Genomic DNA, 17,666 nt, shown 5'->3' with positions numbered 1-17,666 from the left:
CAGTAACGTTAGCGGCAGACTTTGATCAAGGGAGAAACCAGCCATGGCCGAATACGACGCAGTCATCGAAATCCCTCGCGGGAGCCGCAACAAGTATGAGGTGGACCACGAAACCGGTCGCGTGTACCTCGACCGCGTGCTCTACACGAGCTTCATGTACCCCACCGACTACGGCTACTTCGAGAACACGCTCGGCCTCGACGGCGACCCCGTCGACGTTCTCGTGCTGCTCGATTACCCGCTGTTCCCGGGCGTTGGCGTCTCAGTGCGCCCGGTCGGCGTGTTCAACATGACCGATGACGGCGGAAGCGACGCCAAGGTCATCGCCGTTCCGGCCGGCGACCCGCGCTGGAATCACATCCAGGATGTCCTCGACATTCCGGAGTACACCCGCAAGGAAATCGAGCACTTCTTCGAGCACTACAAGGACCTCGAGCCGAATAAGTGGGTCAAGACGGAGGGCTGGGGCGACGCCGAAGAGGCCAACCAGATCGTGGTCGACGGCATTGCGAAGCTGGCCGCAGAGGGCCACTAGCCCGGTACCGACGAAGGCCCCCTGACTGACCAGGGGGCCTTCGTTTTGTCTGTGGGCCTGCTCGCGGGGGCTAATTCAGGAAATCGGCCGGGAAGGGCCGCAGCGCGCGCACTGGTCCGCCAGCCATCGTGCGATGCCGCGAGGATCTCCTGAATTAGCCAACGGGCGGCCTATCCGGCGCGGTGTTAGGCGGCCGGGCGACCCACGTAGGGCGCCACAGCCCAAGACGACCAGATGCTGTGCACGCGCACCCGCGACGAGGGGTTTGGCGCTTCGAGAACCTGGCCGTTCCCCGCGTAAATCGCCACGTGGTAATAGTTGCCGGGGCTGCCCCAGAACACCAGGTCGCCCACCTGCACCTGGGCGAAGGAGACCAGCTTGCCTTGGCTGGCCATGGTGTTGTACTGGTTCGTGGCTGAGTGGGTTCCGATGTAGACACCAGCCGCTGCGTAGGCGGCCTTTGTCAGGCCGGAGCAGTCCCAGGCGTCTGGACCGGAGCCGCCGAAGACGTAGCGGTCGCCGAGCTGGGCGTTGGCGAACGCCAGCGCGGTGTCGACGATGCTCGCATTGGGCAGGGCGACGGGTGGGGACGGCGTTGCCGGCACGGACGGCGCAACCGACCCAGAACCCGAACCTGATCCAGAACCGGCACCTGAACCAGAGCCGGCGGCTGCTGCGGTATCCCGCACGGCCTGCGCGGCCGCGGCATCCGCTATGGCAGCAGCGGAAGCCTGCGCCTGCGCGAGCGCGCTGGCCGCAGCGGCCGCGTCTTCGCCGGCATGGAAGCTGCGTTCGGCCTCGGCCGTGGTGTCTTTGAGCAAGGCGAGTTGTTCGAACAGTTCGCTCGACTTGCGTTGCTGAGTGTTGTAAGCGGCCTCGGCTGCGGTCGAGCTCGCCGTGGCGGCATCAAAGGTGGTCTTGGACTCTTCGGTGAGACGTTCGCGTTCCTCTGTCGCCGATGCGGCCTGCTCGCCGAGGGACTCGGCCGCGTTCTTGTCCTGCACGGCCTCGGTGTAGATCTGCTCCGACTGCTCACTCAGCTTGCTGGCCGTTCCGAGCTGGCTGAGCAGGTCATCCGCGCTGTTGCCGTTCAGGAACAGGTTGAGTGACAGACCGCTGGCACCAGACTTGGCGAGGTGCGCGGCGATGAGGCCGGCCCGCATCTTCGATGTTGCCGCGGTGGCTTCGGCCGTTGCAGCCTGCTCACTGAGGCTGGTTTCGCGCAGGGTAGCGGCGTCCAGGGCATCCTGCGTCACTCGGTAGGCCTCGGCCGCAATCTGCGCGGTCGTGACGGCCCTCGCGGCCTGGCTGGCCAGCCCGTTCAGCAGCTCGCCGAGAGTCGCGATCTCGGCCTGCTTGGTCGATTCGTTCTGCTTGGCCTTTTCGACGTCATTCCAGCTCGGATAGTCGGGGGCAGCGAAGGCTGCCCCGCCGGCAGCGGCAACGGATGCTGTGACCGCCGAGACCGCGCCCATCGCCACCGCCGACAGCAGCCGCTTCGACTTGGTGCGAACCCGTGCGCGTGCGGTGGTGCTCGGTGCGGTTGTAGTGCTCTTAGCCAAGTGATGCTCCCCGGTCGGCCATGAATGGAACGGGATTGATGCGGTTTCCACCAATCCACACTTCGAAGTGCAGGTGGCAGCCGTTGGCGGCGCCGGTATCCCCGGAATAGGCGATGATCTGCCCGGCGGACACTGACTGGCCGGAACGAACGTTATAGCCGCCGTTTTGAATGTGGGCGTAGCCGGTTGAGACGTTGTCGCCGTGGCTGATCTTCACGAAGTTGCCGTACGTGCCGAGAACGCCAGCCCAGGTGACGACGCCGGCGTGGGCGGCGTAGATGGGCGAACCGCAGCCGGTGCCGAGGTCGGTGGCGTAGTGGAAGCTGCCGCTGCACTGGCCACCGTTACAGATGACCGACCGAGGGCCGAAGCCGCCGGTGATGCGACCGCTGGCCGGAACGGCCCAGCCGGTCATGCTCACGGAACCACCGGAGCCTCCGCTGTTGGCACGCGCCGCTGCGGCAGCGGCGGCCTTTGCCGCCGCTTCAGCCGCAACCCGGATGGCTTCAAGCCGGGCGCGTTCGGCAACTCCGGCTTCATACCCGGCTGTCGTAGTGGCTTGGGCGTCGCGCATGAACTGCAGCTGCTGCTCCAGTTCCACGCTCTTGGCCTCGGACTCGGCCAGCGCGTTCGCTGCTGCTTCGGCGGCAGCCTGGGCTGCGGCGAGCGCGGCCTCGGCGGCGACGCGCAGAGTCTCGCGTTCGGACTGCGCGACTTTGGCCTGGTCTCCGAGCGACTGGGCGTTGTTCGTGGCCGACTGCGCCGATTCGTAGACGTCGGAGCTGCGCTCAACGAGCTTGCTCATGTTGCCGAGTTTGGCCAACAGCAGGTCGGCGTCGGCACCGTCTCCCTGGCCCTCCAAGAACAGGTTCACGCTGAGATCGGTGCCACCGGTGCGGTAGAGCTGGGCGGCGAGCTGGCCGGCTTGCTTGGTCGCGGCATCCGCTGTGGCCTTGCTCGCGTCGGCCTGGGTCTGGATATCTTCGGCACGTCGGGTGGCGTCGTCGAATTCCTGCTGAGCCACCTCGAGTTCATTGGCACTCTTTTCGGCTGCAGCCTGCGTCTCTTGTACCTGCACCTGTAGGCCGGCAATGAGATTCTCGATAGCGGTGACCTGCGCGGCCGCCGAGGCGGTGTTCGCCTTGGCGTTTTGCAGGTCCTGCCAGGAGGGGTAATCGACGGCGCGGGCGGGCGCGACGGGGCTCACCAGGGTGATCAGTAGAGTCATGGCAGCCATGATGCTGGTCAGCGCCAGGGTGTGCCTGGGCCAGCGATTGGTTACACGCAAGCGGCGGGCGGGCGGGTCAGTCCTAAGGCCGGTCACGGTTCTGGTACGAATCATTGTTTCCCAACAGGCTTATAGCAGTCGCCACGTGCGCCGAAGCAGACTCTTCAGAGTAACAAGCTGGGCACGATTCACCCAGTCTTACCGGTGAATCTAACCCGCGAAATGCCCGCTGGCCCGCTCATTTGCTGGCGCGGTGCGAACCGGCGTCGAAAACAATTAACCAATCGAGCGGATGCTGCGCGCGCCGATTTGGCCTTCTCTCCACAAGACCGTATGCTTACTCTTCGGCAGCCATGAACTTTGTGGCTCACGGCCCCATCGTTTAGCGGCCTAGGACGGCGCCCTTTCACGGCGTTAACACGGGTTCGAATCCCGTTGGGGCTACGCAAACTGCACGTGCACGAAGCATTACTCGAAATAGAATAGTCTTACCAAGTGCCTCGCACACAGATTCACATTTTTACATCGAGGCCCTGTAGCGCAGTTGGTTAGCGCGCCGCCCTGTCACGGCGGAGGTCGCCGGTTCAAGTCCGGTCAGGGTCGCAAAGGTAATAGCCCTTTCGAAAGGAAGGGCTTTTTTCCTTAGAAGAGGCGTTTTTCAACGCAGCTTTGGGGCCCTGTAGCTCAGTTGGTAGAGCGTTCGACTGAAAATCGAAAGGTCACCGGATCGACGCCGGTCGGGGCCACCACCGCCACTCCCTAGGAAACACTGGGGAGTGGCCTTTTTTTATGCCCATTTTCGGGCTCCACATCAGCCTCATTTTCTCCCTGTGGCCACATTTTGGACACAATTGAAATCATTTTGTTCTGATTGAGGGCTGTTGCAACGGCATCCAAGTCGTCATCGAAGAGGTCCGCGTAGACGTCTAACGTCATCGCGGCTGATGCGTGGCCGAGCATGCGCTGAACGGCTTTGACATTCGCACCCACGGAGACCGCAAGGCTCGCGGCCGTGTGTCGCAGGTCGTGCGGGGTCACCTTGGGAAAGTCCGGATCATCAACTTGAACTCTCGCTAGGGCTGGGTTGAACGTTCGAGTGCGGAAGTTTCCATTGCGAAGGACTCCTCCGTCCGGTGCAGTGAAGACAAGATCATCTTCTCGGCGATCCTGGCACCGCGACTTCAGCGATTCATCCAGGAACTCGGGGAAAGGAACCGAGCGCCGTTCGTGTGACTTTGGCGTGCCCCAAATGACTTGACCCCGCGGGTCCGACACGGCTTCGGCAACTTCAATGCGGCGCCGATGACGGTCGACTCGCCCAACCTTAAGGCCCGCGAGCTCGCCCCACCGCAGCCCTGTGTAAGCGAGAAGCAGCACGACATCAGCGTCTTTCCCGCACTCGCCCGCAAGACGGTCCACCTGGTTGTGGCTCAAGTACCCACGGGACTTCTTGCCGATTCGAGGCAGACGAATGTCATCCGATGGATTCGTAGAGATTCGCCTGTCCGCAATTGCGAACTTCATAATGCTAGACAGCACGAGATGAATCTGCCGGACCGTTGACGGCGCGAGATTCACTGAGAGGCTGTTCACCCATTCCTGCACATCTCCGTGACTGACATCGCCCAAACGAGTTTTCCCCCATCGCGGAAGTACGTGCTTGTCGAGGCTATGCCGGTATCCAGAACGAGTCGTTGGCTTCAGCTGCACCTGGGCGCTGAACCACTTCTCTGCCCATTCCAATACTGTGATTCGTGACTTGGTGGGATCGACCCATTCGCCGCGATCCTTCGACACTTCGACACCAGCAAGAAATCTTTCTGCGTCTCGCTTCGTGCTGAATCCGCGTTTACTCGTCTGGCGACGATCGGGCATGCGATAGCGTACGCGGTACAGTTTGCCGCTTGCGGTTGAATACGACTCGATTGTCGCCATCGCGATCCTCCACGTCGAAGAATAACATTCCGTTTACTGCCATTATTCTTTCCTAGATTTCGATGCTTGCGGAGTTTGATTCGTGTCGAAACTTTGTCCACTCGCCCCGTGCAGCAGGTGTAGGGCCCGGACACATCGCTGACAGGTTGTACGCGGGACATCCCTGACACTCTTTCCGAATGAGAGTGATGAGTGTGAACGAGCGTTGGCTTGAAATCCTGTTGACCCCGCAACGCGATGGAATCAGCGTCGCTGCTGCTTGTCGCCGGTACGGCATATCCCGGCAGTCGTTTTACGAATACCGGCGATGACTCTGGTCCGAAGGAGTCCCTGCACTGCAGCCGCGGTCAACGCGGCCGACAACCTCACCGTCGCGTACGGCGTCGGAGGTTGAATCGTTCATCGTGAAGCTGCGTGTCGATAATCCGCGGTGGGGCGCGCGAACCCTGCACACGAAACTGGTGCAGGCGGGTCTGGCCCGCCCGCCGGTCGTGTCCACGATGCACCGGGTGTTGCAACGGCACGGCCTCGTCGTGGCGCAGGAACACCGGGCGCCGAAGGAGTGGAAGCGATTCGAACGTCACGCACCGAACGCTCTGTGGCAGATCGATGGCACCATAGTTGCCTTGGCCGACGGGTCGAAAGCATGGATCGTCGACCTGCTCGATGACCATGCCCGCTACGCGATCGGCGCAACCGCCATCCGGCGCTTCACGGTGCACGCAGCGTGGAAGGCGATGGACACCGCAATCACCGAGCACGGCGTGCCGCGGCAGCTGATCAGTGACGACGGGCTGCAATTCAAATCCCGCAAAGGACAGAAGCCCGTGTTCTTCCAGGAGCGCCTGGCCGCGCTGAACATTCACCAACTCAACTCCCGGCCCCGGCACACGCAGACCTGCGGAAAGCTCGAGCGGTATCACCGCACCTTCAAAGAGTTCTATGCCGACAACGGCCCCGCCGCCACGATCGAGGACTTGCAAGCACTGTGTGACCGATGCCGCTGGTACTACAACCACGAACGGCCGCACCGCGCCCTCAACCAACAGACGCCCGCAGTCGTCTCCGACACATCGCGGAAGATGACCCCCGACGACGTGCGCCGCGGAGGAAACACCGGACCGCGCGTGCTGATTGTTTCCGCAAGCGGTTCGATCAAGTACCGCAGGCGGCGGATCAACGTCGGGATGCCACTGTCGGGTCAGAAAGTCCGCGTCACCGAAGCGAAAGACTTCGTCACCGTGCACCTCGTCGAAGACGGACGACTACTCCGGGAGATCGTCGACCTCGGCCCCGTCGGCACCTATCACGGCAAGGGCAACAAGCGCGGCCGGCCGCGGAAGGTCCCGCAGGCACGGGCTGGAACACCGGAAGGTAAACTGTCAGGCATGTCCTGACCACGACGTGTCAGGGAAGCCCCGGGCCCCACACCCTCCATAGCGGCTGGTGGCCCTATTTTCGGTCGGCGTTAACACAGCCGCGCCGTACTTCATGACACATATTGTCGATCCGGCCAGCGTCACGCCGGCCTTACCGCGTCAAACCCGTCTCGCCGACCTCGCTCATTCCCACGACCCACGACTGGTCGCCGCCGCATTAGGCATCAAGCCGACGGCGCATTGCATTACGTCTTCGATACGATCGACCGCGAGGAAGAAGTCTTCGCTTCAACCAATGAAGATTAGGTATCGACTCGCATACGGCAACTTGAACATATGCGGCTTGCAGAAGTCCTGGTTTGTGATGATGATCAAGTTTTTTCTTCGTTGCTGTCTGACTTGGGCCGGGCACCCTCAGTATCGATTGGGAGACGGGTCATGCGACCTCTTCGGTCAGAGTGTCGACGGTTGTGAAGGTGTTAGCGGTGAAGATGCCTTAGACGCTCAGGTCCGCGTTCTCCGCCGCCGGACTGGTCCCGTTGCCGTTCCTTAGGACGAGCATGCCCAACGCGGCAATGTTCAGGGCGCCGCCGCGCTCTATCAGCACGCCGCCGGCGCCGAGTGCGTCTTCGATTGGTGACCGTGACTTCCTTGGCAGTCCGATCATCGAGTACCTGCCCGGCCTCGTCAGCGATGTGGGGATGGTAACGTGACGAATCAAACTCCGGACCATGCCATAGACACGGCGCCGTTGTGGGCGAAGAGCTTACTGTCGGGCAGGCACTTGCAATATTCATGGCCGCGGCCACCGCCATGCACCGCGCCAACAGCACCTCGTTGAGGCATTGCAACATGGCCGCATCCAGACCGCGGACCGTCAAGTCTTAGCGGAGGAATCGACGAAGTTTTCCACGTCCCATTTATGTGGAACTAGGATGCGTGAAACCGGCACTTGTCAGGTCAGCCTCGATCGCAGAGCGCGCTGACATTATCTCTCTTACGGTTCCCTGCTGGATGAGTCCTCGTAATTTTCGCAGTGGGGTGGCTAGGGAAATCGCCGAGAAAGCGTTGCCCTCGGCATCGTGAAGTGTTACACCAATAGCTCCGACCCCCTCTTCGGTCGCACCAGTATTCGATGCATAACCTTTGAGCCTGCACTGGTCAAGTTCACGCAAAAACTCGCCGAATTCGATAGGGTCAAGCGCGTCGCCGGAGACTTCGGCCATACTACTGAGATACAGACGCTTGAGCGCAACAAGTGAAAGCTCGGCGAAAAGCGCTTTCCCCCCTGAGGCATGGCGCGCGGGCAAGACCACGCCACGCCTATCGGTGACTCGAAGAACGTTTGAACTCTCGACAGTCATGATAATACGGACGTTTGCGCCAACGCGGATCATGAGGTTGGCAGTCTCACCGGTGCGCCTAACGAGCGTTTCTAGGTGGGGTTCGACAGCATCGCGCACTTGATTTGTCCACGTTATACCTGCGGCAACGGCACCGAGCGAAGGCCCCGGCCAATACAAACGGTTCTCGTCTTGCATCGCAAACCCATGGTAAATGAGCATCGCAAATAGACGGTGCGCTGTCGAAGCAGCGACTCCAACTTCAGCCGCTGCATCTTTAAGCCGGAGGCTTCCCCCATCGCGGAGCATCTCTAGGAGACGGAGTGAAGTGTCAACAGAGGCCACTGCATAAGTTGGTGGCTGTCGGTCTGGATCCGCATACATATCCGAATCCTAATCTCCAATATCTAGGTAATTCTCAGCAATTCTGGTCGACAGAATCCATTAGGCACCTCAGTCCACCGCATCTATCGTCGAGACATCGAAGGCAACGAGGCCCGAAGACGAAAGAGGGATCTAAAGAAGTGACACCTCAGAGTACAAATCCGTGGTCCGACGACGCGCTGCTTCGTGCCCTCGAACAGGCCGAACTCCCTTCTCTGCTAGTAGCTCTTTGTCAGCTCACAGGAGATACCAGCCTCATTGACCCGGCGCTTCGTCCGGACATAGTTCCATCAGCTGGTGCGATCCCTCCTCAAGGCGGAATGACAGCTGAGCAGCAGCTGAAAGCGCGTGAGATCTCATTCTGTGCGCTTCGACGCTACCGCGACAATGGGTTTTCAGTCGCAGCCGAGCCGGACCAAGAATTGCTGCAGCGTCTGATGAGTTTCATCGCTGCAGAAGCAGACGACACATACTTACCGCTCCTGTCTCATGAACTGAACATCCCTGAGGGTGTGAGCGATCCCGATTGGAACCTTGCTGAGCTCGCACCGGGTCGACAATTTAGGGTTGCAGTAATCGGCGCGGGCATGTCCGGCGTCGCCGCCGCTTTCCGACTGAAACAGGCCGGCGTGGACTTTGTCGTGTTCGAGAAGAACCCCTCAGTGGGGGGCACGTGGTACGAAAACAGCTACCCTGGCTGCCGACTTGACACGCATAACTTCGCCTACAGCTACTCTTTCGCCCAGAAGCGCGATTGGCCTTACCACTACTCGCAGCGCGACGATATCTTCGGATACTTCAGTAGCGTCGCTGAAAAGAAGGGGCTGCTCGATTCAATTCGCTTTGAGACGACGGTCCTTTCGGCCGCATACCGGGCGACTGACTCCCTCTGGGCTCTTCGCTACCGGACCGCTGATGGAGAGGTACTGGAGTACTTTAATGCGGTCATAAGTGCCGTCGGACAGCTCAATAACCCCATGATTCCAGACTTTGTTGGGGCGAACAAGTTCACAGGGGAGGCATGGCATACTGCGGCATGGCGTCATGACGTCGACCTGAAAGGTAAGCGCGTCGCTGTCATCGGTGCTGGCGCGAGTGCATTTCAAGTGATACCGGCGATCGCATCCGAAGTCGATCACCTCACGGTCTTTCAGAGAAATGCGCCGTGGATGTATCCGACGCCGAACTACCTGGAGGCCATTCCCCTCGAGTTGTCATGGCTATTCGACGTGATTCCGTTCTATGCACGGTGGTTCCGGTTCTTCCAGTTCTGGACGGCGGTGGAGGGTCGCCGTCGATTCGTCACTGTCGATCCCGAGTGGAGTAAGGCGGGATCAGTCTCAGCGCAGAACGAGCACATGCGTAAGAACCTGACCTCATACCTCGAGGAGCAGTTCGCGGAACGCCCAGATCTACTCACCAAGGTGATCCCGACCTACCCGCCGGGAGCCAAGAGGCTGCTACGTGATGACGGTACTTGGGCACGCACGTTGAAGCGTCCGAACGTAGCCCTTGAAACTGAGGCGATTGCCGAATTCTACGAGCACGGTATTCGTACCGCTGATGGCGTCGAGCACGAAGTGGATGTCATCATCTATGGCACAGGATTCACCGCGTCGGACTTCTTGTCTTCTGTGTCGGTGACCGGGGTTGCAGGGCGTGATCTCCATGAGTACTGGGCGGATGACGCTCGGGCGTATCTCGGCATATCAATCCCAGGATTTCCTAATCTGTTCTGCCTTTATGGTCCCAACACAAACCTCGTCGTCAATGGCAGCATCGTGCTCTTCTCGGAACTGGCGGTGAATTACGTCCTCGACGCCATCAGCGGGCTTCTGCGTCGCGATGAGGCCGCTATCGACTGCAGACAGGATATCTACGACGCATACAACCGGCAGATTGACGAGGGCAACGGACTCATGGCATGGGGCGCGTCAGAAGTTAGCAGCTGGTATAAGAACAAATTCGGTCGCGTCTCGCAGAACTGGCCGTTCCCTCTCATCGATTACTGGAGCGCAACGAGCTCCGTCGATCGTGAAGCGTACGACAGCGTTCCCCTTCGAGTTGAGCGAGAGGCATAAGCATGAGCGCAGAAAGAGAACTGAGTGACAGCGTCGTCGTGGTCACCGGTGCCGCTGCAGGAATCGGCGCGGTCCTGGCCCGCTCCTTCGCGGACCTCGGTGCCGACGTCGTTGCGATCGATCTTCCGGCACTCGAGGGGCAGGGACAGAGCCTCGCAGAGAAGGTGAACAACTCCGCAAAAGGGCACATCCGCTTCTTCGCGGGCGACGTGACGGATTCCGTGAGCATGACGGCAGCTGTCGCGATGGCCGAGCGAGACTTTGGTGGTGTCGACATTCTCGTCAACAATGCAGCGATTTACCGAACGCTCTCCGGGCGAAGCGCTTGGGCGGATGTCGATCCCGATGAATTCGATCGGGTGATGAAGGTAAACGTGCGCGGTGTCTGGCAAGCAACAGCCGCCGTAACACGGGCCATGGTGGTGCGTGGGGGTGGATCAATCATCAACTTCGCGTCGACCACGGCACGCTTGGGCATCACGGGATTTCCGCATTATGTCGCTTCGAAGGGTGCCGTCGAAGCATTGACACGCGCGGCAGCTCGTGAGTTCGGAGTAGATCGCATCCGAGTGAACGCGGTGTCGCCTGGGCTCATAAGCGACGAGGCGACTCGGTTTCACAACGACGAAAGCTACATAGCCCGCGCAGTCTCGGCGCGGTCGATCCCGGGTGAGCTCATTCCCGAAGACCTGGTGGGTGCTGTGCAGTGGCTTGCCTCATCCGCCTCGAGTTTTGTCACGGGCCAGGTACTCGTCGTTGACGGGGGGCAGGTTTTCGCCTGATCGAGCCAGGCACGCACTATTTAGTTCAAGGTGATGCAGCCCAGCTGCACGAGAGGAAAATATGAAAATCAAGACAAAGATGTCTAGAGCAGTGTTCGCTTCCGCAGCGGCAGCGACCGTTCTGCTGACAGCCGCATGTTCAGGTGGTGCTCTCGGAGGTGGCGCGACCAGCGATAGCGAAGGCCCTATCAAGATCGGTCTGCTCCTGCCCACGTCCGGTGTCTATGCTCCGATCTCAGACGACATGATCGCTGGATTTGAGCTTTATTTGGAGCAGAACGACAACAAGATGGGCGGCCGAGAGGTCGTTCTCATCATCGAGGACACTGAGGCGACGCCGGAGACCGGGCTTCGCAAGGCGAACAAGCTCCTTCAAGAGGATGAGGTTGATTTCGGCTCGGGCATCGTGAGCTCCGCTGTCGCGCTTCAAGTTGCTGGTGCCTTTGAGGCGGCGGAAGTCCCTCTCGTCGTCTCGAACGCTGTGGCCAACGCGGTGACAGGCGATGCGCGCTCAGACTTCGTGTTTCGCACGGCGCAGTCGAGTCATCAGCTGAGCTACCCGGTCGGCGAATGGATCCATGAAGAACTTAACGGGGTCCCGCTCTTTCTCACTGCATCGGACTATGCCGCCGGACATGAACTCGTCGACGGTGTAAGAGAGGGATATATCGACGCGGGCGGAAGCATCGCTGGTGAGGCATTTCCACCGTTTCAGAAGACCCAAGACTACCAGCCCTACATCAGCCAGATCGGCTCGTCGGGTGCCGAAGCCACCTATGCTTTCTTCGCGGGAGGCGAGGCAGTCAACTTCGTGAAGCAGTACGACGAGTTCGGGTACAAAAACCAGATCCCCCTAATCGGACCAGGTTCGCTCACGACGCCTGACGTGCTCTCCGCTCAGGGAGAGTCGGCCGAGGGCGCCTACAGTGTGCTTCCTTACGCATGGACGCTCGACAATGAGATCAATGCCGCCTTCGTCACGGACTACAGGCAGAAGACCGATCGCGCACCGTCATACTTTTCGCTCTTCTCCTACGACGCGGCACAACTGATCGCGCAAGCGGTTCAGGAGCTCGCGGGCGACACCAGCGACGGAGCTGCGCTTGCAGCCGCGATGGAGGGCACTGAGATCGACAGCCCCCGTGGTCGCCTTCTGATTGACAAGGAGACTCACGGCACGGTGCAAACGATGTACCTTGCCCGGATCGAGAACCTGGACGGAGAGCTTGCGCCAGTCATCGTCGGCGACCTCGGTGAGTTTGGCGAGCAGCCGTAGTTGAAATCTCGGGTGGGGCGACGTGCGCTCCACCTCAGGACCTGCCTTGAAAGGCTAACAATGATCGAGATCCTCTTCACGTTCCTAAATGGGCTGGGACGAGGACTGTTGCTATTCACTATGGCGGCGGGACTCTCCCTTGTGTTCGGCCTCATGAGTGTGCTTAACCTTGCCCATGGTTCGCTCTTACTGCTCGGTGGCTACATTGCAGTGATGCTGGCCAGCGGAGCGGGTCTGGCCGCTGCTCTACCGGTCGCACTAATCGCGGGGGCTGCCTTCGGCGCGGTATTGTACTTCGCTGTCAAACCAGTTATGAACAGAGGACACCTGGACCAGGGACTACTCACGCTGGGCATCGCGTTCATCTTTGCAGACGTTGCCAAGCACTTTTGGGGGAACGACGTCTATCTTCCCGCGCCGCCTGAGATTCTGCGAGGCTCCGTCGGGGTTCTAGGTATGCAGTATCCCGTCTATCGACTCTTTGTCATCGTTGCTGCGGCGGCAATTGCGCTCGTAATATTCGTTGTCGTCGAGCGAACTCGCCTCGGTGCTATCGTGCGCGCCGCGGTCGCAGACAAGCAAATGGTTGCTGCACTCGGCTACAGGATTTCTTTCATCATGGGCGGCGTTTTTGCCGGTGCGGCCGCACTCGCGGCGATCGGTGGAGTAATCGGTGCACCGGTAATCGGGGTTCGCCCCGGTCTGGACACCGAGATGCTCATCTTGGCTCTCGTGGTAGTCGTTGTTGGAGGACTCGGCTCGCTACGAGGGGCTCTGGTGGGCGCGCTTTTGATTGGGCAAATCCAGACACTCGGAGTGGCTCTTCTGCCGGAGCTGTCCTCATTCCTTGTCTTCGGCGTCATGGCACTGGTTCTGCTTGTGAAGCCAACGGGCCTATTTGGAAAGGTCAATCGATGAATCCCAACATGTATGTACGGTGGGCCATCCGCATCGTCATCATCGTGGCGTTGGCTCTCGCCCCCTTCCTGCTGAACACGTTTCGGCTGAGCCTATTGTCCGAGATTCTCATCCTCGGGCTCGCTGCAGTTAGCCTCAGCGTACTCGTCGGGGTAACTGGCTTGCCGTCCCTCGGCCACGCCGCGTTCTACGGACTGGGAGGCTACGCAGCGGGGCTCCTCTCGGTCCATGCGACAGATTCGGCGATTCTCGGTCTCCTTGTGGCCGCGGTCGTCGGCATAATCTTCGCAATTCCGGCCGGTTGGCTTTCAGTTCGCACGACTGGAATTGTGTTCCTCATGCTCAGCCTGGCGTTTGCCGAGCTTCTCTTCAGCCTGAGCCAGTCACTCCGGTGGCTTACGGGAGGGTCCGACGGGCTTGCCGGCATCAGGAACCCCGTACTCCTTCCCGGCATCGAACTTTCTACTGTGCCCTCGCGGTACTATTACATCGCCGCGGTCGTCGTCGTCGTGTACATCATGGTGCGACGTTTCGTTGACTCACCCTTCGGGCACGCGCTGAGTGGCATCAATTCGAACGCCCTGCGAATGGATGCCCTCGGTTACAACGTCAGTCATTATCGGCGAGTCGCGTATTCTGTCGCCGGAGTTGTGGGGGCGGTGGCGGGGGCCTTGAACGTGCAAAATGCCCGCTTTGTCGCGCCCGAGAACTTCGGATTCATGACGTCGGCGTTCCTGCTTGTAATGGTGATTCTCGGCGGCGTAAAGCGGCTGCATGGCGCCCTTGCGGGGGCCGCAATTCTGGTCGTGGCAAGGGACGAGCTGTCATCACGTTTTGATAGCTGGGAACTCGGATTAGGCCTAATTTTGGTCCTCGTCATATATTTCCTCCCCGGTGGTGTCGCAAGCATCGTGGAGAGGATAGCGGCACCGTTCAAGAAACGTCGAGAGCCGCGGGCGACTCCACTCGGAACCGATGAAAGCGTGGTATCTCGATGACCGAAACGAACGTAACCGAGGTCATACTCGAACTCGACCATGTCTCCAAAACGTTCGGCGCTTTGCAAGCAACGGACGATGTTTCGACCGTCGTACGTCGCGGTGAGAGGCGCGCCCTCATCGGCCCGAACGGGGCAGGCAAGAGCACACTCGTTAAGCTCATAAATGGGCACCTCGTGCCGACCTCGGGAACGATCCGGTTCCTCGGGAATGACATCACAAGGGTGCCATCGCATGAGCGGGTTCGCCGTGGGATGGCGATGACGTTCCAGCACAGCAGTCTGCTCGACGACATGTCAGTACACGACAATCTAGTCTTGGCAGTGCAGCGAACGCTTGAGCACAACGGCAGTTGGTTCACGAGCATGCGAAAGCACCGCGATGTCACTCAAAGAGTCGCCGAGGTGATCGAGCGACTCCGACTCGATTCCGAGTCGTTGCGCCTCGCGGGGGACCTGGCGCACGGTCAGCGACGTCGGGTGGAGATAGCCCTCGCCTATGCCACTGAGCCGCAACTTCTCCTCCTCGACGAGCCCGCGGCGGGAATGTCGCCGGGTGAGATCGAAGATTTCCTGGAATTTCTTTCGGGAATGGATGAACTTACGTTCATCCTCATCGAACACAACATTGACGTTGTCATGCGGGTGGCGAGCTCGATCTCCGTGCTCGACGCCGGGCGGATTATTGCATCGGGAGACCCCGAGACGGTATCGAAGTCTGAAGAGGTGCAGCTCGCCTATTTGGGTAGCTCGATGGGAGAAGATCTGTTCAGATGAGCGCACTACTCGAGGTAAAAGATCTTCACGCTGGATACGGTGCAAGTCGCATTGTGAGAGGGGTATCGCTCTCCGTTGAGGAGGGTGCCGGAATCGTGCTCTTCGGCAGAAATGGCGTAGGCAAGTCGACCTTCATGCAGGCGCTCATGGGCATGGTCACTCCTTCGAGCGGGCAAGTGCTGCTCGCCGGCAAGCAGCTTGCGGGCAGGCCCGCGCATGAGATCGCTAAGGCGGGGCTCGCTATCGTCCCCCAAGGCAGACGGCTCTTTCCCGATCTGACAGTGCAGGAGAACTTGATGTTGGGTATCCGTCAGACTCCGAAAGGCTGGACCCTCGATACTCTCTATGAATTGCTGCCACGGCTCGCGGAGCGAACAGCGCAACCGGCGGGACTGCTTTCAGGTGGCGAGCAGCAGATGGTGGCGATCGGTCGCGCACTGCTGCGAAACCCCAGCGTGCTCCTCTTAGACGAGCCGTCGGAAGGTTTGGCTCCCCGGATCATCGCTGAACTCGCCGGCGTGCTTCGCACTCTGCGCGCCGACGGACTCACCGTTCTGATCGTGGAGCAGAATCTCAAGCTCGGGCTCACGATGAGTGACCATGTCGCGATCATGGATGTGGGCAAGATCGTGCACGAGAGCACCGTCACTGAGTTTCGCCGCAGCCCTGATATCGCGCGCCGGTATCTTGGCGTCATATGACTGCGACAGGAGTGTCGACCCGGCATGCGGAGCTGGACCGGCTGTTCTCACTCGATGGTCGGAGCGCCTTCATCACTGGTGCCGCCGGCGGGTTGGGATTTGCTATTGCCCGGGCGCTCGGGCTCGCAGGCGCTACGGTCACGATCACAGATATACGCGAAAAGGAGGTAGCGACGGCTGCAGAGGTGTTGGCCCGCGCAGGTATTGACGTGGACTATGACGTGCTTGACGTGACTGCAAGCGGTGCGGTTGAAAAGGCCGTGGCGGCGAGTGCGCGTAGCGGGCTCTCAATCGTCGTGGCCAACGCCGGTATCTCGGGAGGTCCTGGGCCGCGTCAGCCGGAAGGGAAGCTCTCAAGGATAGACGAAGCACTCTGGAGTCGCGTGGTTGCCACCAACTTGACGGGCGTCCGGAACACGGTTGCGGCTGCAGCGCACCACGTCGACGACAAGGGCAGCGGCCGCGTGATCGTCGTATCCTCCGTGGCCGGTATCCGGCCTGAGCCCATGGTGGGATACGCATACGCCATCTCGAAAGCTGCCGTCGTCGGGCTGGTCCGCCAGGCGGCTATCGAACTAGCCGAACGGCGGATTCTGGTCAACGCGATTGCTCCGGGAGCATTTGCAACAGGCATCGGAGGTGGAAGATTAGGCGACCCGGCGGTAGCGAAGGCGTTTTCTGACCGAAGCTTTCTTGGCCGGGTCGCTGATGCGTCGGAGATCGAGGGGCTGGCGCTGTTCTTAGCGTCGGACGCGTCGAGCTACGTTACTGGCGGCGTATTCACAATCGATGGGGGAATGAAGTGATGGGCATGGTTCGGGAACAGTGGATCAATGCAGCGGGTGTGCGCACCCGATATCTTGAGGCGGGTGACCCAGCGCGGCCCACGGTGCTGTTGCTCCACGACGGCGCCTGGGGCGGCTCGAGTTCGACCACTTGGGGGAATGCGATTTCGCTGCTGGCGACCGCGTATCATGTGCTTGCACCTGACCAACTCGGCTTCGGCGGAACGGACAAATTAGTGCATCTTGACCGTTCGCCTTACGACGGTCGCATCGCGCACATCACTGAATTTCTGGATGCCCTCAGAATCCCAACGGTTCACCTCGTAGGCAACTCTTTCGGGGGTTCACTCGCGCTCCGAATCCTCTGTACGCCGCTCGAGGGTCGCGTGCGGTCAGCAGTAAGTATCAGCGGAACCGGGGGGCCTTGGCGCACTCCGCTAGCCCACGAGAATTTATCCTATTGGGATGGCACTCGGAACGGCCTCGAGCGAGTCGTATCTGTGCTTATTGATCGCGAGAGTGGCTATTTTGAGGACCAACTCGATGAACGGTATCGGTGGGCAATCGAGCCGGGGCACTACCGAAGCGTAATGGCGTTGTCGATCCCGATCCCACCCGCGATTCCAAGCCGACGGCCGTTGGATCCATGGCCGAAGCAATTGGCCGAATGCGACATTCCCGTGCTGCTGGTAAGCGGAGATCGCGACGTGCTTTTAGAAAAGGATTGGACTAATCACCTTGTGGAGGTGCTGAGCAATAGTGCTGTCGAGCGCATCGACTCGATGCACGAGCCCAACATCGACCGCCCAGATCTACTTGTATCTGTGGTGCTGACATTCCTGCGCAGACAGGAGCAGCACGCCGGGTCACCACCCGATAGTTCGGTGGGACCCGGCCGCTAGCTGTACTGCCCAGGCAGGTCGGTTGAGTAAATGTGAGGACACGCTGTAGTTCTTAGACGTAGGTGAGGACCTCCGGTCGTG

At 60.2% G+C, this 17,666-nt stretch carries 15 protein-coding genes and 3 tRNA genes; 14 read left to right on the top strand and 4 right to left on the bottom strand.

The genetic code is table 11. The features are described from left to right. Positions 1–43 precede the first annotated feature (43 nt). Positions 44–535: an inorganic diphosphatase gene (gene ppa, locus BLS91_RS16060; protein ID WP_092341769.1), complete on the top strand. Its 492-nt coding sequence runs from the start codon at positions 44–46 to the stop codon at positions 533–535. A 185-nt stretch (positions 536–720) separates the two neighbouring features. On the opposite strand, the gene BLS91_RS16055 is transcribed toward ppa, so the two are convergent. Then, the gene (locus tag BLS91_RS16055) at positions 721–2,097 is read right to left on the bottom strand and encodes a C40 family peptidase (RefSeq protein WP_241983058.1); all 1,377 of its coding nucleotides are present in this window, start codon (positions 2,095–2,097) and stop codon (positions 721–723) included. Next, positions 2,090–3,325: a M23 family metallopeptidase gene (locus BLS91_RS16050; protein ID WP_158252769.1), complete on the bottom strand. Its 1,236-nt coding sequence runs from the start codon at positions 3,323–3,325 to the stop codon at positions 2,090–2,092. Before BLS91_RS16050 ends, BLS91_RS16055 begins: the two co-directional genes overlap by 8 nt. A gap of 371 nt (positions 3,326–3,696) precedes the next feature. Between BLS91_RS16050 and BLS91_RS16045 the strand changes: the two genes are divergently transcribed. From BLS91_RS16045 to BLS91_RS16035, 3 genes are all read left to right on the top strand, one after another. After that, positions 3,697–3,769: transfer RNA gene (locus tag BLS91_RS16045), tRNA-Glu, on the top strand. Between the two features lie 85 nt (positions 3,770–3,854). Continuing rightward, a tRNA-Asp gene (locus BLS91_RS16040) sits at positions 3,855–3,928 on the top strand. A gap of 70 nt (positions 3,929–3,998) precedes the next feature. Next, positions 3,999–4,074, top strand: a tRNA-Phe gene (locus BLS91_RS16035). A 10-nt stretch (positions 4,075–4,084) separates the two neighbouring features. Here the strand turns inward: BLS91_RS16035 and BLS91_RS16030 are convergent. Beyond that, positions 4,085–5,260: a site-specific integrase gene (locus BLS91_RS16030; protein WP_092341766.1), complete on the bottom strand. Its 1,176-nt coding sequence runs from the start codon at positions 5,258–5,260 to the stop codon at positions 4,085–4,087. Between the two features lie 404 nt (positions 5,261–5,664). Here BLS91_RS16030 and BLS91_RS16025 point away from each other — a divergent pair, with 404 nt between their 5' ends. Further along, positions 5,665–6,657 carry a DDE-type integrase/transposase/recombinase gene (locus tag BLS91_RS16025; RefSeq protein ID WP_092341765.1) on the top strand — a complete coding sequence of 331 codons (993 nt, stop codon included), beginning with the start codon at positions 5,665–5,667 and terminating at the stop codon, positions 6,655–6,657. Positions 6,658–7,559: 902 nt separating this feature from the next. On the opposite strand, the gene BLS91_RS21210 is transcribed toward BLS91_RS16025, so the two are convergent. Next, positions 7,560–8,366, bottom strand: coding sequence for an IclR family transcriptional regulator (locus BLS91_RS21210; RefSeq protein WP_092341763.1), 807 nt, complete (start codon positions 8,364–8,366; stop codon positions 7,560–7,562). A 320-nt stretch (positions 8,367–8,686) separates the two neighbouring features. Between BLS91_RS21210 and BLS91_RS16010 the strand changes: the two genes are divergently transcribed. The 9 genes from BLS91_RS16010 to BLS91_RS15970 all read left to right on the top strand — a co-directional run bounded on the left by BLS91_RS16010 (position 8,687) and on the right by BLS91_RS15970 (position 17,585). Continuing rightward, the gene (locus BLS91_RS16010) at positions 8,687–10,447 is read left to right on the top strand and encodes a flavin-containing monooxygenase (RefSeq protein ID WP_092341762.1); all 1,761 of its coding nucleotides are present in this window, start codon (positions 8,687–8,689) and stop codon (positions 10,445–10,447) included. 2 nt (positions 10,448–10,449) lie between these two features. Then, positions 10,450–11,229: an SDR family NAD(P)-dependent oxidoreductase gene (locus tag BLS91_RS16005; protein ID WP_092341761.1), complete on the top strand. Its 780-nt coding sequence runs from the start codon at positions 10,450–10,452 to the stop codon at positions 11,227–11,229. Positions 11,230–11,290: 61 nt separating this feature from the next. Continuing rightward, a complete protein-coding gene (locus BLS91_RS16000; RefSeq protein ID WP_092341760.1) occupies positions 11,291–12,505 on the top strand; it encodes an ABC transporter substrate-binding protein in 1,215 nt (404 codons plus the stop codon). Between the two features lie 60 nt (positions 12,506–12,565). Continuing rightward, the gene (locus tag BLS91_RS15995; RefSeq protein ID WP_092341759.1) at positions 12,566–13,423 is read left to right on the top strand and encodes a branched-chain amino acid ABC transporter permease; all 858 of its coding nucleotides are present in this window, start codon (positions 12,566–12,568) and stop codon (positions 13,421–13,423) included. Continuing rightward, entirely contained in the window at positions 13,420–14,421 is a 1,002-nt protein-coding gene (locus BLS91_RS15990) for a branched-chain amino acid ABC transporter permease (RefSeq protein WP_092341758.1), read from the top strand. The genes BLS91_RS15995 and BLS91_RS15990 overlap by 4 nt, the downstream gene beginning before the upstream one ends. Beyond that, positions 14,418–15,197: an ABC transporter ATP-binding protein gene (locus BLS91_RS15985; protein WP_092341757.1), complete on the top strand. Its 780-nt coding sequence runs from the start codon at positions 14,418–14,420 to the stop codon at positions 15,195–15,197. Before BLS91_RS15990 ends, BLS91_RS15985 begins: the two co-directional genes overlap by 4 nt. Continuing rightward, the gene (locus tag BLS91_RS15980) at positions 15,194–15,898 is read left to right on the top strand and encodes an ABC transporter ATP-binding protein (protein WP_092341756.1); all 705 of its coding nucleotides are present in this window, start codon (positions 15,194–15,196) and stop codon (positions 15,896–15,898) included. The genes BLS91_RS15985 and BLS91_RS15980 overlap by 4 nt, the downstream gene beginning before the upstream one ends. After that, positions 15,895–16,704: an SDR family NAD(P)-dependent oxidoreductase gene (locus BLS91_RS15975; RefSeq protein WP_092341755.1), complete on the top strand. Its 810-nt coding sequence runs from the start codon at positions 15,895–15,897 to the stop codon at positions 16,702–16,704. Before BLS91_RS15980 ends, BLS91_RS15975 begins: the two co-directional genes overlap by 4 nt. Beyond that, positions 16,704–17,585, top strand: coding sequence for an alpha/beta fold hydrolase (locus BLS91_RS15970; RefSeq protein WP_092341754.1), 882 nt, complete (start codon positions 16,704–16,706; stop codon positions 17,583–17,585). The genes BLS91_RS15975 and BLS91_RS15970 overlap by 1 nt, the downstream gene beginning before the upstream one ends. Positions 17,586–17,666 lie beyond the last annotated feature (81 nt).

The sequence above is a fragment of the Cryobacterium flavum genome (genome assembly GCF_900103805.1).
Taxonomy (GTDB): Bacteria; Actinomycetota; Actinomycetes; order Actinomycetales; family Microbacteriaceae; genus Cryobacterium; species Cryobacterium flavum.
The sequence above is the reverse complement of the archived record's forward strand: the minus strand, read 5'-3'. Positions and strand labels throughout refer to the sequence as shown.

Excerpts from the sequence above, each read along its gene's own strand:
- BLS91_RS21210 (WP_092341763.1), bottom strand. The coding sequence starts at position 8,366 with ATGTATGCGGATCCAGACCGACAGCCACCAACTTATGCAGTGGCCTCT.
- BLS91_RS15980 (WP_092341756.1), top strand. The coding sequence starts at position 15,194 with ATGAGCGCACTACTCGAGGTAAAAGATCTTCACGCTGGATACGGTGCA.
- BLS91_RS15970 (WP_092341754.1), top strand. The coding sequence starts at position 16,704 with ATGGGCATGGTTCGGGAACAGTGGATCAATGCAGCGGGTGTGCGCACC.
- BLS91_RS15985 (WP_092341757.1), top strand. The coding sequence starts at position 14,418 with ATGACCGAAACGAACGTAACCGAGGTCATACTCGAACTCGACCATGTC.
- BLS91_RS15995 (WP_092341759.1), top strand. The coding sequence starts at position 12,566 with ATGATCGAGATCCTCTTCACGTTCCTAAATGGGCTGGGACGAGGACTG.
- BLS91_RS16030 (WP_092341766.1), bottom strand. The coding sequence starts at position 5,260 with ATGGCGACAATCGAGTCGTATTCAACCGCAAGCGGCAAACTGTACCGC.
- BLS91_RS15990 (WP_092341758.1), top strand. The coding sequence starts at position 13,420 with ATGAATCCCAACATGTATGTACGGTGGGCCATCCGCATCGTCATCATC.
- BLS91_RS16000 (WP_092341760.1), top strand. The coding sequence starts at position 11,291 with ATGAAAATCAAGACAAAGATGTCTAGAGCAGTGTTCGCTTCCGCAGCG.
- ppa (WP_092341769.1), top strand. The coding sequence starts at position 44 with ATGGCCGAATACGACGCAGTCATCGAAATCCCTCGCGGGAGCCGCAAC.
- BLS91_RS16005 (WP_092341761.1), top strand. The coding sequence starts at position 10,450 with ATGAGCGCAGAAAGAGAACTGAGTGACAGCGTCGTCGTGGTCACCGGT.
- BLS91_RS16050 (WP_158252769.1), bottom strand. The coding sequence starts at position 3,325 with ATGACTCTACTGATCACCCTGGTGAGCCCCGTCGCGCCCGCCCGCGCC.
- BLS91_RS16010 (WP_092341762.1), top strand. The coding sequence starts at position 8,687 with ATGACAGCTGAGCAGCAGCTGAAAGCGCGTGAGATCTCATTCTGTGCG.
- BLS91_RS15975 (WP_092341755.1), top strand. The coding sequence starts at position 15,895 with ATGACTGCGACAGGAGTGTCGACCCGGCATGCGGAGCTGGACCGGCTG.